The following is a 15,730-nucleotide window of genomic DNA, read 5'->3' as shown; positions in this document are numbered from 1 at the left end:
GATTCCTGCGTTTATAGGCACTTTCACGAAAACAGGGTTCATACAACAAGTGGGGGGATGAATTGATTACTAAATTCGTTTTTGGACAGAAATGAGCTAGAGTTGTTGAACGATTTAAGTAGCGTAGGATTAGATAAATTTGGGGTAACACCGCATTCACGGGCACTGTTTGTGTCCCGTGTAATGCCTTGTTAATTTACTTCTATAGCTGAATAATGGGTATTTTTTCATTAACTACATTTTTGCCCCAAAGGTCAATTGTATACTTAGCGTCCAACATATTCATTGAGGATAATAAAAACTCCTCATTGACTATTTCTTGAGCTTTATCTTTAAGAATTTCAACTGCATAACCAAAGTATTCAGAGCCAAATAGGATTTGGCAAGACTCACAATTGCCTCCGATATGCTCTTCTAAAGGTATAGGTACATCGAATTTTTTTCTGATTTCTTCGAGCAAAGCAAAAGGACCTCTCAGATAAAGCCACTTATGCAACAGGTTGCTATATGAGTTTTCAATATCACTCATTATCTCACTTGGAATTAGCTCATTTGATATCACAAGAGGGCCTTGCTCTTCAATTACTCCGCAGCAAGCAAGGAGGTTCCCTTTTGCATTAAGTGTGGGGCCACTTAAAACATATGGACATGGGCCAAGAAGCCTATTATTTCTTGAGTTCCTCTCTGACAACTTCTCCTTTGCGCGCCCAGTCAAATTCAAATTAGTCTCGCAAAGTACATCTTCCTCTGTACAATGTCCGTTCATTTCTAGAACAACTCTGCTAACATCCCATTTTGAATTTGCATCTTGAACTATATTTATCGCAGCTCTAATTCCCAATGATTTTGAAACTAAGAAGGCGTTTCGCACTACGTCAAAATCTACATATTCCTCGTGATAATCGTCCCAGCTTATTGAAATTTCATCTAATCCAAAATCTTTTAACTCCTTTAATTTCTTTCTTGCGTTGTTTTCCGATGTCGCAAAGTATGCGCTAGTAACAACACGTGTTGTTACACCCTTTTTAGAAGCAATTTCAACAGCTTTTAATAACGTACTGTATAGTAAAAAAGGTTCACCACCAGTAAACGCAACCATTTTAATCTTCTCTGGATCAATAGCATTAACAGTATCCAGTATAATTTCTTCAGAAAGTCTAGTTTTGACTTTAGGTCCTGATTGAAAACAACAATGACTACATTCTAAAGGACATGTGTATGTAAGGTGGATTGCGATATTGTTTGCAGTAATCATATAGATCTCTCCTCAAAGGCTCTAGCTAGCCAAGCTAGCTAGAGCCTTAGTTTAAAATGCTACTGCAATTTTTGATGATGCGATTGAGTAAGCTCCAGCAGCAACAGCCCAAGCTGTAGCGGCCACTCGAGGGTCAAAACCGAATAGTTCTTCAGCTTCTTTCAAGCTTTCAAATCCTTCAAGTCTTCGCGTCAGTTTTGCTGCGATATCAGCATCTATTTCCAAGTCAAACTTAGCTGCATACTTTTTGGGGTCTTTTGCGAACTCTTTAAAATTATCATTCTTTATCAAAGATTTACTCAAATCCCAGTTGAGTTTACTCGGATTTTTAACTTCGATCACTTTGCCATCAACCAATAGTGAAATTTTATCGCCTTTTATTCTAGGCATGGTTATCTCCTTCCTGTCAGATTATGCCTCACAGACAACAAAATTCCCGTGAACAACGGCTTTGTTAACACCACGACGGTGATTCTGTAAATTAACAGCTTATTAGTGGGCGCACCGACTAGCTCAATGTGCCCGTCGCACTTGACACTCTTTCAATCGGTTTTCCATCAACAACTAGTTATAGTTTATAACATGCTAATAACACAAATCTTCTTACAAAAAGCTCGAAGTTAGTCGGCATAATTCGTCCAAATATCGGGGAAAACGCAGCACAGGCAGGCCAATTAATTCATATGAAAACGAAATATAAGGACAAAAAACTGTAAAGGTTGTATTTATGATGAGCTTAATTGGACACTGAGTCGATGAAAGTTCCGAGGGCAAAACGTTTAAGGCCACGAATCCTCAGACTCAATGCTGATAAGATAAACGACATTTAGCAACGATTGGTAAGGCCCCAAAACACCGATTAGCAAAAGTGGGTCAAATTACCCACCTTGAAATGCGATGGAAAATTTCACTAAACTTGAAATGAGGCAATTCCAAGTTAGAGTCTAAGCTGTCCACACTCCAGAGAAAAATTCATAGATGAATTTTTAGGTTGTCGGCGCCAAGGTCGCCAACAACCACCCCGGACAACACCAGAGAACCCCAAGGCATTTCTGGGGACGCTTTGTGCCAGCAAAGCCTATAAACGTATGAATCAAATAGAAGCACACAACTCATATCGGGATTCCGAGTACAAAAGGCACTGGATTCCCGCCTGCGCGGGAATGACGTAACCATTTGATTTTATGAAATATAATATCGATTCTTAAAGGTGGAAACCGGCATAGTTCACCAACAACTGACCCGGACAACACCAGAGAACAAAAGGCATTTCTGGGGACGCTTTGTGCCAGCAAAACCTATAAACGTATGAATCAAATAGAAGTACACAGCTCATATCGGGATTCAGAGCACAAAAGTCACTGGCTCCCCGCCTGCGCGGGGATGACAAAAGGAATCAGGATGACAGAAGGAAGTTAGATAACAGAAGGAAGTTGGATAACAGGAAGGAGCAGTTACCCTTTCGCCAAGTCTCATGACCTTTCAGATGTGATTAAGAGACAGGCGCAGGCGGAGACCCAGTGACTTTCATCAGCGGCCAGGTTTATGAACCAGCTTTAGGAAAATAGACGCCCTGTTCATGAATCAGCCCAATGCAGCACTTAGCAAATAACATGACATGCAGCAGTGGGCTGCGACAGAGGAATTTACAGTGTAAAAAGAGTCATTTCACCGAAAGATACTCATTCATTTCAATGGCTGGATACCCCTGAAGGACGGTTGAACTGCGCATATTCCCGTACGATTCGAGTCTGGATAGGGGCATCCGCCTGAATGTCTTGTAAGCTCATTCTGTATTCCATGCCATCCCCACAAAATGCCGTAATGTTCCACCTTTCATATCTGGCAGCAGAGCGGATACTCGGGCAGATTTTCCGAGAGACCAGGCGTTCTGCGAATGTTTCAATCAGCTGCTTTTCAGCATCATCCATTGCCCGGATATTCTGATACCGGATCCTTGCTTTCATCTCCGGAAAGTCCGAAATCAGCTTCACATCGGTTGCAGGTAGCTCATACACTTTGCTGTAACCTGAACTTTTATCCACATAGATATAGTCGCCAGAAAACGCGCTGTCTTCTCCGGCCAGATACACGACTGAATAAACAGAAGGTGTGGTTGGCCAGGATACCGTCATGACATGATTGCCTACCTGTTTTGAACTTTGCTTCACTGATTTTTCTTCCCCAATGTACAAATAGGGGCGATCACGATTCAAATGATAATTTTTGAATACACGATCGATTTTTTTCAACCGAGCAGCATACTCCGCATCACTTTCCAGTTCTTTCACTATCTGAAAATCATTCTGGTCAAGTGGCGTTGCATTTATCGGGGACGGTTTATCGATAACAAAATGGGATAACTTCAGTTTGTCCCCCAAAAGGGCATCGATACCATATAAAACACAAAGCCCCCCAATCAAGACCAACAAATTTTGATTGATTTTCACCCATATTCTCCCTAACAGACACGGCAACAACTGACTTACTTTTACCCTATTGCAGGGGCGACTTTCAGATCAAAAGATTAAGCCTGGTTCATATCCCGTCAGTCATACATCGCGACCGGCTGAATAAATGTGTCCGACGCAACACCTCCCCCGTACACAGAAGCATTCAGTCGACAAAATTATCTCGTGACACTCAGAACCTCAGTTTGATAAAGCAAAAAAGCATTTCCAATCACCTCATTCACACATATGAATACATAGCCATATTACTGTTTTGAATGCACGTCACTCCCACATTTTTGAAAGGAATTCTGATGACACATTTTATTCAACCGCATTTTCCACACATCACTCGCTCAGTGCTTGGTACCGCCGTCATTCCTCTGATATCGGCGGCCCTGATTGCTCAGGCGAACCCCGTTTTCGCTGACACTTTCTCAGACACTGAGCAGAACGTGACCCAAACCGGAGCAATCCCGAAGATAAAGAAGGCCCGGCATCTGACCCTTCATTGCTCGAAAAGACCCGATGCATTGAAACGCATGATCGAAAACACCCCCTGGCTGGTTGATCAGCTCAATCTGACCATTTCCGGGCAATGCCGTGGGCCGCTGCAGATTAATCAAACCCATCTCAACATCTCCGGCGATGCCGTTCACGGAGCGTCGATTGTGGTCGATCAGCCACAAGACACCAGTGCCATTGTGATTCAGTCGGCTGTTGTCACATTACGAAATGTCCACATTCACGTCCCGATTGATGTTCCAGCCATGCTGGCAAAAGCCAATAGCAGTGTCACGCTGGATCAGGTCACCACGAATGCCATCAGCTCGACAGACACCCCTTTAGAGCAATTTACCGTCAGCGAAAGCAGTACGCTGTCTCTGACCAAGATGTCTGGTAACAATATTCGAGTCTCGAAGAGTTCATTTGCTGATGTTCAGCAAGGGAATCAGGATCTGACTTTGAATGTGACAGATACCTCTTCCGCTCAGTCCAGCGCGCCAAACCAATTGACGTCGGTACAGGTGTCGGGGAACGGTTATTTTCTGGCAGATCAGGGCACACAGATCCAAACCCTGATGATCTGGAGTAAGGCAGCCGTGGATATCAATCAACAAAGTTCGGTCGGACATTTAATGATGGGAGGACAGACGTATTTTGCAGCATTCAAAAATTCCTCAATCACAGGGCCATATGATCTCTGGGGGAACGTGGTGTTCGAATTAGAACACGCAACAGCAGAGAACTGGAAAGCCGTCAATAAACCCAACTCAATTATTTCAGGCAACAATGCCACGGTGAATGGCATCTTTTATCCGGGGTGGTCATGGGCCGGACAGGATGGCAACGAATCAGGTTCCCAGCCGGTTCAATAAAAAGATACTCGTCCTCGGCTTCACGGGTGGTTCTGGTGACTGTTTTGACGACGATCACCCGAGAGTCAGTGAAGCCATTTTTCTATCTGAAACAGGGGGACAGGAGGAAAGCGCCTGACTCTGTATCAGTGCTGTGGCTATTGAGACAAGCGAATCGCCATCAAAAAGCCCCGAGTCAAACTCAGGGCTATTTTTCAATTGAGAAAATCTGTCTTATTTAGTGTTTAAGCGTGCAGCAGCGCCATAGATTCTTTCGCGATTACCCACTCTTCGTTGGTTGGGATCACCATCGCCACCGGGGTGTTTGGCTTTGTGATCATCCCTTTTTCGCCGAAACGGGCTTGTTCATTCGCCGTTGCATCTTCACGGTAACCAAAAATCTTCAGATGTTGCAGCACTGCACTGCGAACCGGCAGGGAATTCTCGCCGATACCACCGGTAAAGACGATCGCATCCAGCTCATCCAGTGCCACCATGTAAGAAGCGATATATTTCGCAACCCGGTAGGTGAAGATTTCAAACGCCAGCGTTGCGCCTTCATGACCCTGTTCCATGGCTTCAACAATGCCACGGCAGTCGCTGGTCAGGCCGGACACACCCAGGAAACCTGCTTCTTTGTTCAGTGCCTGCTGCAAATCTCCCTGAGTCCAGCCTTTGCTCATCAGAAAATCGATGATGCCTGGGTCCAAATCGCCACAGCGTGTGCCCATCATCAGGCCGGCCGTCGGAGTGAAACCCATGCTGGTGTCAACACTCTTGCCATTGCGTACAGCACAAATCGATGCGCCGTTCCCCAGGTGAACGGTAATCACATTGGTGTTGTCCGCAGGTTTACCCAGCTGCTTGGCAGCTTCCTGACTGACAAAATAGTGGCTGGTACCGTGGAAACCGTAACGACGAATGCCATAGTCCTGATACAGTTTTTGTGGCAGTGCATAGTGATAGGCTTTGGCAGGCATGCTTTGGTGGAAGGCGGTATCAAACACCGCATACTGTGGCAGGAACGGGAAGGCACTCATGGCGGCCCGAATCCCAATCACATGTGCCGGGTTATGCAGCGGTGCCAGTTCGCTCAGGGCATCAATCTGATCCAGCACGCTTTCATCAATTTTCACGGTTTCGCTGAAACGCTCACCGCCGTGTACCACCCGATGGCCAATCGCAATGATGTCCTGTTTCAGACCCAACTCCTCCAGGAGAATCACCAAGCGTTCAATGGCCTGCTGGTGATGGTTTCCTGCGGCTTCCAGCGCACAGCTTGCTTTCTCACCGTCATACTTCCAACTGACAGAAGCGTTGCTGAGACCAAAACACTCTCCCAGTCCGGTCAGACGGGCATCGCCGCTCACGGCATCGATCAGGGCAAATTTAAGCGAGGAGCTTCCGGAATTAATCACTAGTACTAAAGAATGGCTCATGGGGTTCCCACCAGAAGATTATCGGCTGATTAGGCACTGCGTGCCACCTGACAACAAGTGTTGTCGTGCACAGATGCTCAGAAAGTGATGTGGAGCAACAGGTTCAGAACATCTTGTGCTCCCCCATAGTACTCAATTTTTTTTGATTCATTCAACCAAACATTCAATTAAAGTGTAAAAATTCAAACTTTTTTGCAATACATCAAATAATATTGAGCAATGCATCAACAAAATGTTGAGAGGAGCAACAGTGCCAGAAAGCACAAACGAGATACGGGAGCGCCGCTATCCGGCTACTCCGAAAAAGAAAGGAAACGCTGATACAACGCATCAACATCATGGCTGCACATGACATCCATATTGGCTTTCAGGGTCGATAGTGGCCAATCCCACCACTTCATCTCCAGCAGTTTAGCCACATCTTCCGCGTTAAAGCGGGTTTTAACGACTCGTCCGGGATTACCGACAACCACGCTGTACGGTGGCACATCTTTGGTCACCACGGCTCGGGCTCCAATCACGGCACCATCGGCAATGCTGACACCCGGCATAATCACACACTCTGAACCGATCCAGACATCATTGCCAATCACGGTGTCTCCTACCCGTGCAAAGCCTGTTTTTACCTTATCGCCAAATTCACTGACATCGAACGGGTAAGAAGAAATCCAGTCGTGCCTGTGTCCCTGATTCCCCGCCAGCATAAACACAGCGCCGGAGGCAATTGAACAGAACTTTCCGATGATCAGCTTATCAACTTCCCCGAAAATGCCAGAGTCCCACACGGCTTTGGTGCAGTGATCCCCCATCAGATAACGGACGCAATGATCTTCAAAATGCTTATCGTGGTAATAACCGGAATAGTAGGTGAAGTCCCCGACAATAATATTCGGGTTCGTCACTTTTTTATTCAGCTCGTAACCACCGAGCCAGGAGGGAAAGATAGTTGCCATGCATACCTCTTCACTATCTTGCGCCAAAGTACTGCATAAGTATAACGTAGCGAGATTGGACCAGCCGCGCTTTCCTGTCCATCAACTAAGACAAACCCTCGCAGCGGCTGGAAAAAGGAAATCAGGATGTGAAGGTTTCGGTCGTCACCATGTCTCCGCTCCAGTCATTTGAAGCAGAACCGGATACGCTGGCAGGCGAAGGCGTAGACTGATAGTCACCCTCGCTAACGTCTCCGTTGATACTGCCCAGCGCACCATCCAGCTCGGCGTCAGTCGGACGATATTTAGAGCGGTCATACACTTTATCCAGCAAATCCATAATGGCATGTTCTGGCACCGGCGGATTATGAACCAGCTTATAAATTTGCTTCGCGACTTTCTGCACATTCAGAATCGATTCAATCCCAACATGCTGAACCGCCATGTCCCGTTCTTTCTTGGCATCCAGATAGCCCGATGCAAACGCAACAGAAAACCAGATATACGCAACCGCAGCATCCGTTACATTCGTCACAGGCTGATCTTGATTCAGATGCATTTTACCCGCCAGATACTGTGCTTCAACGCTGCCCAGCTCTGTGGCTTTTTCCAGCCAGTAAATCGCACGACGCCGATCTTTGGCGACGCCAACCCCAGTCTGGTAACAATAAGCAACCTTAATACAGCCCTTTGAATCTCCGTTGACCGCCGACTTCAACCGCCAAAAGAAAGCATTGCGCGGAGAAGGAGACGGGTTCGATTCCACCACATACCAGTCACCGAGGAACAACTGAGCTGGCACATAGTCCATCTCTGCTGCCTTGATCAGGTGTCCGACACCCGATGCGATATTAATGGCAGTACCGTATCCCCGAATCTCATAGCGGCCAAGTTCAAACAACGCTTCTGGATCATTGTTGTTTGCTTTGATAATACAAGTCCAATAGCGAGACCGGGCCTCACCATGCGGATCATCGACATCCTGGCGACATAAACGTGCCAGCGCATTCTGTCCAATTTCGTTACCGAGCTCAGCGGCTTTCTGGTACCAGCTGACTGCTTCACGGAGATTGCCAACTTCATTTTCCTTCGCTAAAGACAATATGCTGGGAATATGACCTGACTGTGCCTTCCTGACTTTTTCTTCGTGCTCAACAGCCTTTGCCTGTTCTAATACCTGGCGGTATTTCTCGTCTCTGCGAGCCTGCTCTCTGGCAGCCTCACGGACTTCTTTCATCAGCGCAAAATACCGGGAAACCGCCACAATCAGCAATACAATACCAAGGCAGACGCCTAAACCGAGTTGTGACATAACCCCTCTTGAGATAATTTTTTCTTCTTCTTAATAACGGCATGTTGAGAAAAATCTAAAGTTAATTTTTCTCTGAATTTGAAGCTGGTCAGATCAGCGAGGGAAAACAGGCGAAATATCCCGACTCTCAACAGCCGGGATAAGCGCAGAAAGGCGGGATAGAAACTGAACTTAATCCAGTAAAATCCCATTCACTTTCAGGCCAACGGCAATATTGCCTCGAACCGCATTCGAATATGGGCACACCTGATGGGCGGCTTTGACTAACGCAATCGCAGCCTCGTTTTCCATCGCCAGTTCAACCGACAGATCAACCGCTAAAGCAAACCCGCCATCCTCTTTCGCCAGCAGTCCCACTTGCGCCGTCGTCGGTGCTTCTTTCAGCACCAGCTTTTGCAGGCGGGCAATGTGCAGGACTGCATTCGAAAAACAGGCAGAATAACCCGCTGCGAATAACTGCTCGGGGTTGGTCGCTTCGCCAGTTCCTCCCAGTGCTTTCGGGTAACTCAGCGACAGACTCAGTAAACCATCATCGGTTGCTACCTGACCATTGCGACCTGCCAATGCTTTTGCTGAAGTGGTATATACAGTTTTCATCATGCTTCTCCGAATTTAATTAGATTGTGCGCAATTAAGTTGTGAGCAATATTAGATCGATCCCGGCAGTGGATGCAAGTATATTGTGTGCAATTTAATTGAACCCTATCGATTCAGGAGTCCTGCTGTGTCTGATACCCCACAAATTCCAGCCAATATTACGCTGGATGACATGATCTGTTTCTCCCTTTACAGTGCCTCAAACGCCATGATCAGAGCCTACCGCCCCATGCTGGATGCACTCAATCTCACTTACCCGCAATACCTCGTGATGCTGGTCATGTGGGAAAAACAATGCCTGAGCGTGAAAGCATTGGGAGAGCAACTCCATCTGGATTCAGGCACATTAACGCCTTTATTGAAACGGCTGGAAAGTAAAGGGCTGGTCAGCCGCCGCCGAAGCGAAACAGATGAACGGGTTCGTGAAATCAGCCTGACTGAGGAAGGAAAAGCAATGCAACAACACGCCACAGAGGTGCCTGCATCCCTGTTGTGCAAGGTTGATATACCGATGGAATCGCTCAAGGCACTCAAAGCAACCTGCGACACCCTGTATGCGCAGTTGTCAGCACTGAAGTAGTCAAACCATCAGCACCGCTATAGCTGGTGGTTGAGAGATAACCATAAAAAATGCGCAGCCTGAGCTGCGCATTTCATGTAGGTGAAAACAAACCTGCGATTAGTCGAACGCTTTGAGATTGTTCTCAAACGTAGCATGCTGTTCGTGCAGTGCTGCAGATGCGCCACCCGTGGCTTTACTGACCCCGACAATCGCAATCAATGCGAAGATGAACCCGGGAACGATTTCATACATATCGAAGATACCGCCGGTCAGCTGTTTCCAGATCACCACCGTCAGTGCACCGATAACGATACCTGCCAGCGCTCCGTTCCGGTTCATGTCTTTCCAGAACAGGCTCAACAACAGCGCAGGACCAAATGCCGCACCGAAGCCAGCCCAGGCATAAGAAACCAGCCCCAGTACCGTGCTATCCGGGTTCATCGCCAGCATCAAGGCAATAATCGACAACACAATCACTGCCACACGGCCGACCAGCACAATTTCTTCAGTCGAAGCATCTTTGCGAATCACTTGCTTATAAAAATCTTCTGCCAGTGCGGAAGACGAAACCAGCAGCTGAGAATCCGCTGTACTCATAATGGCCGCCAGAATCGCCGCCAGCAAAATACCAGCGATCACTGGGTGGAAAATCGCGTTCACCAGCAGCATGAAGATTTTTTCGCCATCGGCCAGATCGCCGGCCAGTTGGTTGTCAACATACATAATGCCGACCAGACCGACCAGAATCGCACCCGCCATCGACAGAGCTGTCCAGGTGACGGCAATTCGGCGTGCCGTACCAATGTCTTTGTTAGAACGAGTCGCATTGAAACGCGCCAGAATATGCGGCTGACCAAAATAGCCCAGGCCCCAGGCCGCCAGAGAAATAATGCTGATTGCCGTCAGCGGCTGACCTTTCACGTCGTTAAAAATGGTCATCAGCTCCGGGTTCTTTGCACTTAAAGATGCAGCCAAATCTCCGAAACCACCCTGCATTGCAGCGATCGGCACAATCAATAACGCAGCACTCATCAGCAGCCCCTGAACTAGGTCAGTCCAGGATACCGCCAGGAAGCCACCAAACAGCGTGTAGGAAACAACACAAAGCGTTCCGACAACAACGGCAATTTTGTAATCCAGGCCAAAGACGGTTTCAAACAGTTTACCGCCTGCCACTAAGCCGGAACTGGTATAGAAAAGGAAGAACAGCAGAATGAAGAAGGCTGAAATTGTCTGAATTAACTTCGAGTTATCCTTGAATCGATTCGACAGATATTCAGGAATCGTGATCGAATTATCGGCAGTAATTGTGTAAGTACGCAGACGTTTGGCACAAATCAGCCAGTTCAGCCATGTACCCAACAACAGGCCACCCGCCAGCCACAGCGACTCCATACCGGCGGCAAATGCATAGCCAGGCAGACCCAGCAGCAACCAGCCACTCATATCAGATGCACCGGCAGACAGTGCCGCAGGCCACGGCCCCAGTGAACGGCCGCCCAGAAAGTAATCTGATGAATCTGCTGTGCGTTTATAGGCGTAATACCCGATGGCCAGCATCAGTATCAGATACACAATAAACGTACCTGTGATAGCAAAGCTATTTTCTATCATGATTGAGTTCCCTCATTTTGGTTGCTCCCGTCACAGCAGGAGCTTATTGAATGGTGCTGATCCTTTTCAGCCTTTTGATCGTCTGCCTACTGCTCCACCACGTACAACGTACCTTCAGATCTACCGTGTACCAGCAAATCCTTATCCTGTTTAAAAAAACCGCTGATCTACCGACCAGCGGTCTAGGTCACGAGTCACAGGTAACAGTATTCAGCGACTTAATGTGCTTCTTCGCCGCTCCCCAATTCCAGCAGTGTTGCGTTACCGCCAACCGCCGTGATATTGATGGTTCGTGTTCTTTCCGTCACGAAACGCAGCGAATAAGTCGGGCTGCCAATCACCGGGTAAGACGCGAAGTCTGACTCAGCAATCAGCTGACCCAGCAGCCCCTCTCGGGCTGCCAAATCACGGGACAGCGTCAGCGCTGTCTCGCGTTTTCCAGCATAAACCACACCAGCAACCGCAGTATGGCGTACAAGGTCGTCCAGTTTGTCGGCACTCACCGACAACACAACCCCTTTTGGAAGCTCAGCCTGTTCCAGTTCAGACACAATTTGCTGCGCTGATTTCTCAAAGTCTTCCGGCAGACACAGCAACACGGTATTCCCGGTCACCAATGCGGCCGTCAGTTGACCGGCAACCGCAACCAGCGGCGCATCAGCATCTGCCGTGACCACAAAAATACCGCGGCCTGCACAATACAACTCATTGGTTTCACCCGTCGGCCCTGGCATCAGTTCAGCTTCTGCAACATGTGCATTGGCGTTACGACACTGAAATGCCACCATTGCCGCCACATCAGATGCCAGTTTGCTGCTCCACTGCGTCAGCTGGGTGATCCGTTTTTCATAACCCAGGTTATTCCAGTTTTCCCAGGCTGCATTGCTCTGATCGACGAGTGCTTGAATACTTGTTGTCATCTTTAATTCCTTCCCAATTCCGGCAGCCATTACGCAGTGAACACATCTTTGGTGAAACGGTACAGGTAGTGTGGACCACCCGCTTTCGGGCCAGTACCAGACAACCCTTGTCCACCAAATGGCTGAACGCCGACCACGGCACCCACCTGGTCACGGTTGATATAGCAGTTCCCGACTCGGGCACGACGCTCAATATGGCTGTAGGTCCGCTCGTTTCGGCTGTGAACCCCCATCGTCAGACCAAAGCCGGTTTGGTTGATCTGATCAATCACTTTATCCAGTTCACTGGCTTTAAAGCGCACGATGTGCAGAATCGGACCGAAGTTTTCATTTTGCAGCACATTGATACCGCGAATTTCAAAAGCCGTCGGCAGCACGAAGTCACCATGGGCGCAATCCGGGCTGGCCGATGCCTGAGCAACCATCTTGGCCTGATTCTTCAGGGCGCCAATGTGTGTCAGCAGTTTCTGTTTCGCAGTAGCGTCAATCACTGGACCGACATCGGTGCTGTGCAGCTCAGGACGACCAACATTCAGTTCCGCCATTGCCCCTTTGATCAGACCGACAACGCGGTCTGCAACGTCTTCCTGCACAAACAACACGCGCAGCGCTGAACAACGCTGACCGGCAGAAGCAAAGGCAGAGCGAACTACATCACGGACAACCTGCTCCGGCAGCGCGGTACTGTCGACAATCATGGCATTCTGGCCGCCGGTTTCTGCGATAAACGGTACCGGATCACAGTCACGCGCCGCCAGAGTGCGGTTAATGCGCTGTGCCGTTTCCGTCGAACCGGTAAAGGCAACACCGGCAATACGGACATCTGAAGTCAGCACCGAACCAACTTCAGCACCGCGCCCCGGTACAAACTGAATTGCACCCGCCGGAACACCGGCTTCCAGCATCATCTGAATGGCACGGAATGCAATCAGAGACGTTTGCTCAGCCGGTTTACACACCACAGTGTTCCCTGCCGCCAATGCTGCAGAGACCTGACCAAGGAAAATGGCCAGCGGGAAGTTCCATGGGCTGATACAAGCGAATACACCGCGTCCCTGATAGGTCAGTGTGCGCTCCTGTCCGTCAAAACCCACCACAGGTTTTCCGGCTGCAAACTCAGTGGCAGCCTGATGCGAATAGAAACGCAGGAAATCCACCGCTTCACGAATTTCGTCAATACTGTCCTGAATCGTTTTACCGGCTTCACGATGGCACAGTGCAACCAGCTCGCCTGTATTGGCTTCCAGCAAATCGGCCAGACGCTGCAGGCAAGCACCACGTTCAGCAGCCGGGGTCGCTGACCATGCAGGGAATGCTTCAGCAGCAACATCAATGGCTTTCGCCACCAGCGCGCTGCTGGCAAAGGCAACTTCACCGACCGATTCACGGCGGTCATAAGGGGCCGTCACTTTGTAAATATCACCGGTCTGCACTTCACCGTTCACAATCGCGCCGGCAGTCCAGTGATGATCTGTAAACGCTTCAACCGATTCACGGAATGGCTGCCACTCAGAAGCGATTTCAATATTGGTTCCGGCAGAGTTCTTACGATCCGCACCGAAAATATCTTTAGGGAGCGGGATCAGGTGGTTATGCAGGGTCGGACGCGAACGCAGAACATCGACCGGATGCTGAACCAGATCCGCAATCGGACAACGCGCATCCACCAGACGGTGGACAAAAGAACTGTTCGCACCGTTTTCCAGCAAACGGCGAACCAGGTACGGCAGCAGATCTTTGTGACTGCCAACCGGTGCGTAAATGCGGACATTCACACCATAGATATCCATGACATGGTTATACAGGGCATCGCCCATCCCATGCAGACGCTGGAATTCGAAATCGCGATGTTTGGCCATCGCCAGAATTGCCGTCACAGTGTGGGCGTTGTGGCTGGCAAACTGCGGGAAAATCAGGCCACGAACATGCGAAGACAGCAGGAAACGGGCACAAGCCAGATAAGAGGTATCAGTCGCTTCTTTGCGGGTATAAACCGGATACCCCTCATAACCGCTTTGCTGGCAGAGTTTCAGTTCGGTATCCCAGTACGCCCCTTTCACCAGACGCAGCGGGATCACATCACCCTGTTCTTTACTCAGCGCAGCCAGCCATGCCAGAACAGGCAGGGCACGCTTAGAATAAGCCTGAACCACCAGACCAAAACGGCCCCAGCCTTTCACTTCTTCTGAACGGTACAGCTTTTCAAACAGTTTCAGCGACAGTTCCAGACGATCAGCTTCTTCTGCATCGATCGTGATGCCCACATTCAGGGCACGTGCGCGCTTGAGCAGTTCCAGCACGGTATCGTACATTTCTGTCAGGACACGACCTTCATTTGACACGTCGTAACGCGGATGCAGCGCGGACAGTTTGATAGAGACGGTCGGACAAGGTGATTTGGAATGCTGTTGATTGTTCTGACCAACGGCTTCAATCGCTTCAATGTAATCGTTGAAGTATTTCTTGGCATCATCCTGCGTCAGTGCCGCTTCACCCAGCATATCGAATGAGTAAGTAAAGCCTTTATCGCGCTTCGCCTGACCATTTTTCATGGCTTCGCCAATGGTCCGGCCCAGCACAAACTGGTGGCCCATAATTTTCATGGCCTGATGCATCGCTTTACGGATCACCGGCTCAGACATTTTATTCGTCAGGCGGTTGATCACACGAGCCGGGCTGCCATCTTCCTTGGTGTCCATACTGATCACTTTACCAGTCAGCATCAGACCCCAGGTCGAAGCGTTCACAAACAGGGAATCGGAGTTTTTCAGATGCGTTTTCCAGTCCGCCACACTCAGCTTATCGCGGATCAGCGCATCGGCCGTTGCAGCATCTGGAATCCGCAACAGGGCTTCGGCCAGGCACATCAATAAAATGCCTTCTCTGGTGTCCAGGCTGTATTCCAGCAACAGGGCATCAATCATCTGGATAGCACTGCGATCAGCACGCACTTGCTCGATCAGGCTGGTCGCCTTTTCAGTGGTGTACTGACGCTCTTGTTCAGAAGGCTCAGCCAGAGGCAACAGTTGTTCCAGCCAGGCAGATTCATCAACCGAATAAAGCGGTGAGATCTGCTGCCATAGTGCATCTAAAGGTTGCTCAATCAAAGATGGCTGAAGGGCATCTGCCGCATTGAACATAGTCATTCCCTCAATATAGTGGACCTGAATAACCATCAACACAGTTTGACATGTGATTCAGGATAAATGTTACACCAGTGTTACTTTAACGGGGGATTTTATTTTGTACCTGTCGCAGAGTCTTACCAAAAACTCCGATCATTTGTCGAAA

Annotated in this window: 12 protein-coding genes; 2 read left to right on the top strand and 10 right to left on the bottom strand. The window is 48.7% G+C overall.

The genetic code is table 11. The features are described 5' to 3' along the window. Nucleotides 1-202: 202 nt before the first annotated feature. The 3 genes from EA58_RS21140 to EA58_RS18495 all read right to left on the bottom strand — a co-directional run bounded on the left by EA58_RS21140 (nt 203) and on the right by EA58_RS18495 (nt 3,705). Entirely contained in the window at nt 203-1,255 is a 1,053-nt protein-coding gene (locus EA58_RS21140; protein WP_051642218.1) for a radical SAM protein, read from the bottom strand. 51 nt (nt 1,256-1,306) lie between these two features. Then, nucleotides 1,307-1,645: a hypothetical protein gene (locus EA58_RS18500; protein ID WP_036756269.1), complete on the bottom strand. Its 339-nt coding sequence runs from the start codon at nt 1,643-1,645 to the stop codon at nt 1,307-1,309. A 1,301-nt stretch (nt 1,646-2,946) separates the two neighbouring features. Continuing rightward, nucleotides 2,947-3,705, bottom strand: coding sequence for a hypothetical protein (locus EA58_RS18495; RefSeq protein WP_036756266.1), 759 nt, complete (start codon nt 3,703-3,705; stop codon nt 2,947-2,949). Nucleotides 3,706-4,019: 314 nt separating this feature from the next. Here EA58_RS18495 and EA58_RS18490 point away from each other — a divergent pair, with 314 nt between their 5' ends. Then, nucleotides 4,020-5,084 (top strand): hypothetical protein, encoded by a 1,065-nt coding sequence (locus EA58_RS18490; protein ID WP_051642217.1) that lies wholly within the window; start codon nt 4,020-4,022, stop codon nt 5,082-5,084. 224 nt (nt 5,085-5,308) lie between these two features. Here EA58_RS18490 and EA58_RS18485 read toward each other — a convergent pair whose 3' ends face one another. From EA58_RS18485 to EA58_RS18470, 4 genes are all read right to left on the bottom strand, one after another. Then, nucleotides 5,309-6,502 carry an acetate/propionate family kinase gene (locus tag EA58_RS18485; protein WP_036756263.1) on the bottom strand — a complete coding sequence of 398 codons (1,194 nt, stop codon included), beginning with the start codon at nt 6,500-6,502 and terminating at the stop codon, nt 5,309-5,311. A gap of 293 nt (nt 6,503-6,795) precedes the next feature. Beyond that, entirely contained in the window at nt 6,796-7,455 is a 660-nt protein-coding gene (locus EA58_RS18480) for a CatB-related O-acetyltransferase (protein ID WP_036756261.1), read from the bottom strand. 121 nt (nt 7,456-7,576) lie between these two features. Beyond that, nucleotides 7,577-8,746, bottom strand: a complete 1,170-nt coding sequence (locus EA58_RS18475) for a tetratricopeptide repeat protein (protein WP_051642216.1) — start codon at nt 8,744-8,746, stop codon at nt 7,577-7,579. Nucleotides 8,747-8,917: 171 nt separating this feature from the next. Next, nucleotides 8,918-9,343, bottom strand: coding sequence for an organic hydroperoxide resistance protein (locus EA58_RS18470; protein WP_036756419.1), 426 nt, complete (start codon nt 9,341-9,343; stop codon nt 8,918-8,920). A gap of 127 nt (nt 9,344-9,470) precedes the next feature. On the opposite strand from EA58_RS18470, the gene ohrR reads away from it, so the two are divergent. After that, complete coding sequence (ohrR, locus tag EA58_RS18465; RefSeq protein ID WP_036756259.1) at nt 9,471-9,923, top strand: transcriptional regulator OhrR; 453 nt, start codon at nt 9,471-9,473, stop codon at nt 9,921-9,923. Between the two features lie 99 nt (nt 9,924-10,022). Here ohrR and putP read toward each other — a convergent pair whose 3' ends face one another. From putP to putA, 3 genes are all read right to left on the bottom strand, one after another. Next, nucleotides 10,023-11,519: a sodium/proline symporter PutP gene (gene putP / locus EA58_RS18460; RefSeq protein WP_036756257.1), complete on the bottom strand. Its 1,497-nt coding sequence runs from the start codon at nt 11,517-11,519 to the stop codon at nt 10,023-10,025. Nucleotides 11,520-11,737: 218 nt separating this feature from the next. After that, entirely contained in the window at nt 11,738-12,439 is a 702-nt protein-coding gene (locus EA58_RS18455) for an aldehyde dehydrogenase family protein (RefSeq protein ID WP_036756255.1), read from the bottom strand. Nucleotides 12,440-12,468: 29 nt separating this feature from the next. Then, entirely contained in the window at nt 12,469-15,579 is a 3,111-nt protein-coding gene (gene putA / locus EA58_RS18450; RefSeq protein ID WP_036756253.1) for a bifunctional proline dehydrogenase/L-glutamate gamma-semialdehyde dehydrogenase PutA, read from the bottom strand. Between the last annotated feature and the right edge of the window lie 151 nt (nt 15,580-15,730).

The sequence above is a fragment of the Photobacterium galatheae genome, assembly GCF_000695255.1.
Classification (GTDB): domain Bacteria; phylum Pseudomonadota; class Gammaproteobacteria; order Enterobacterales; family Vibrionaceae; genus Photobacterium; species Photobacterium galatheae.
The sequence above is the reverse complement of the archived record's forward strand: the minus strand, read 5'-3'. Positions and strand labels throughout refer to the sequence as shown.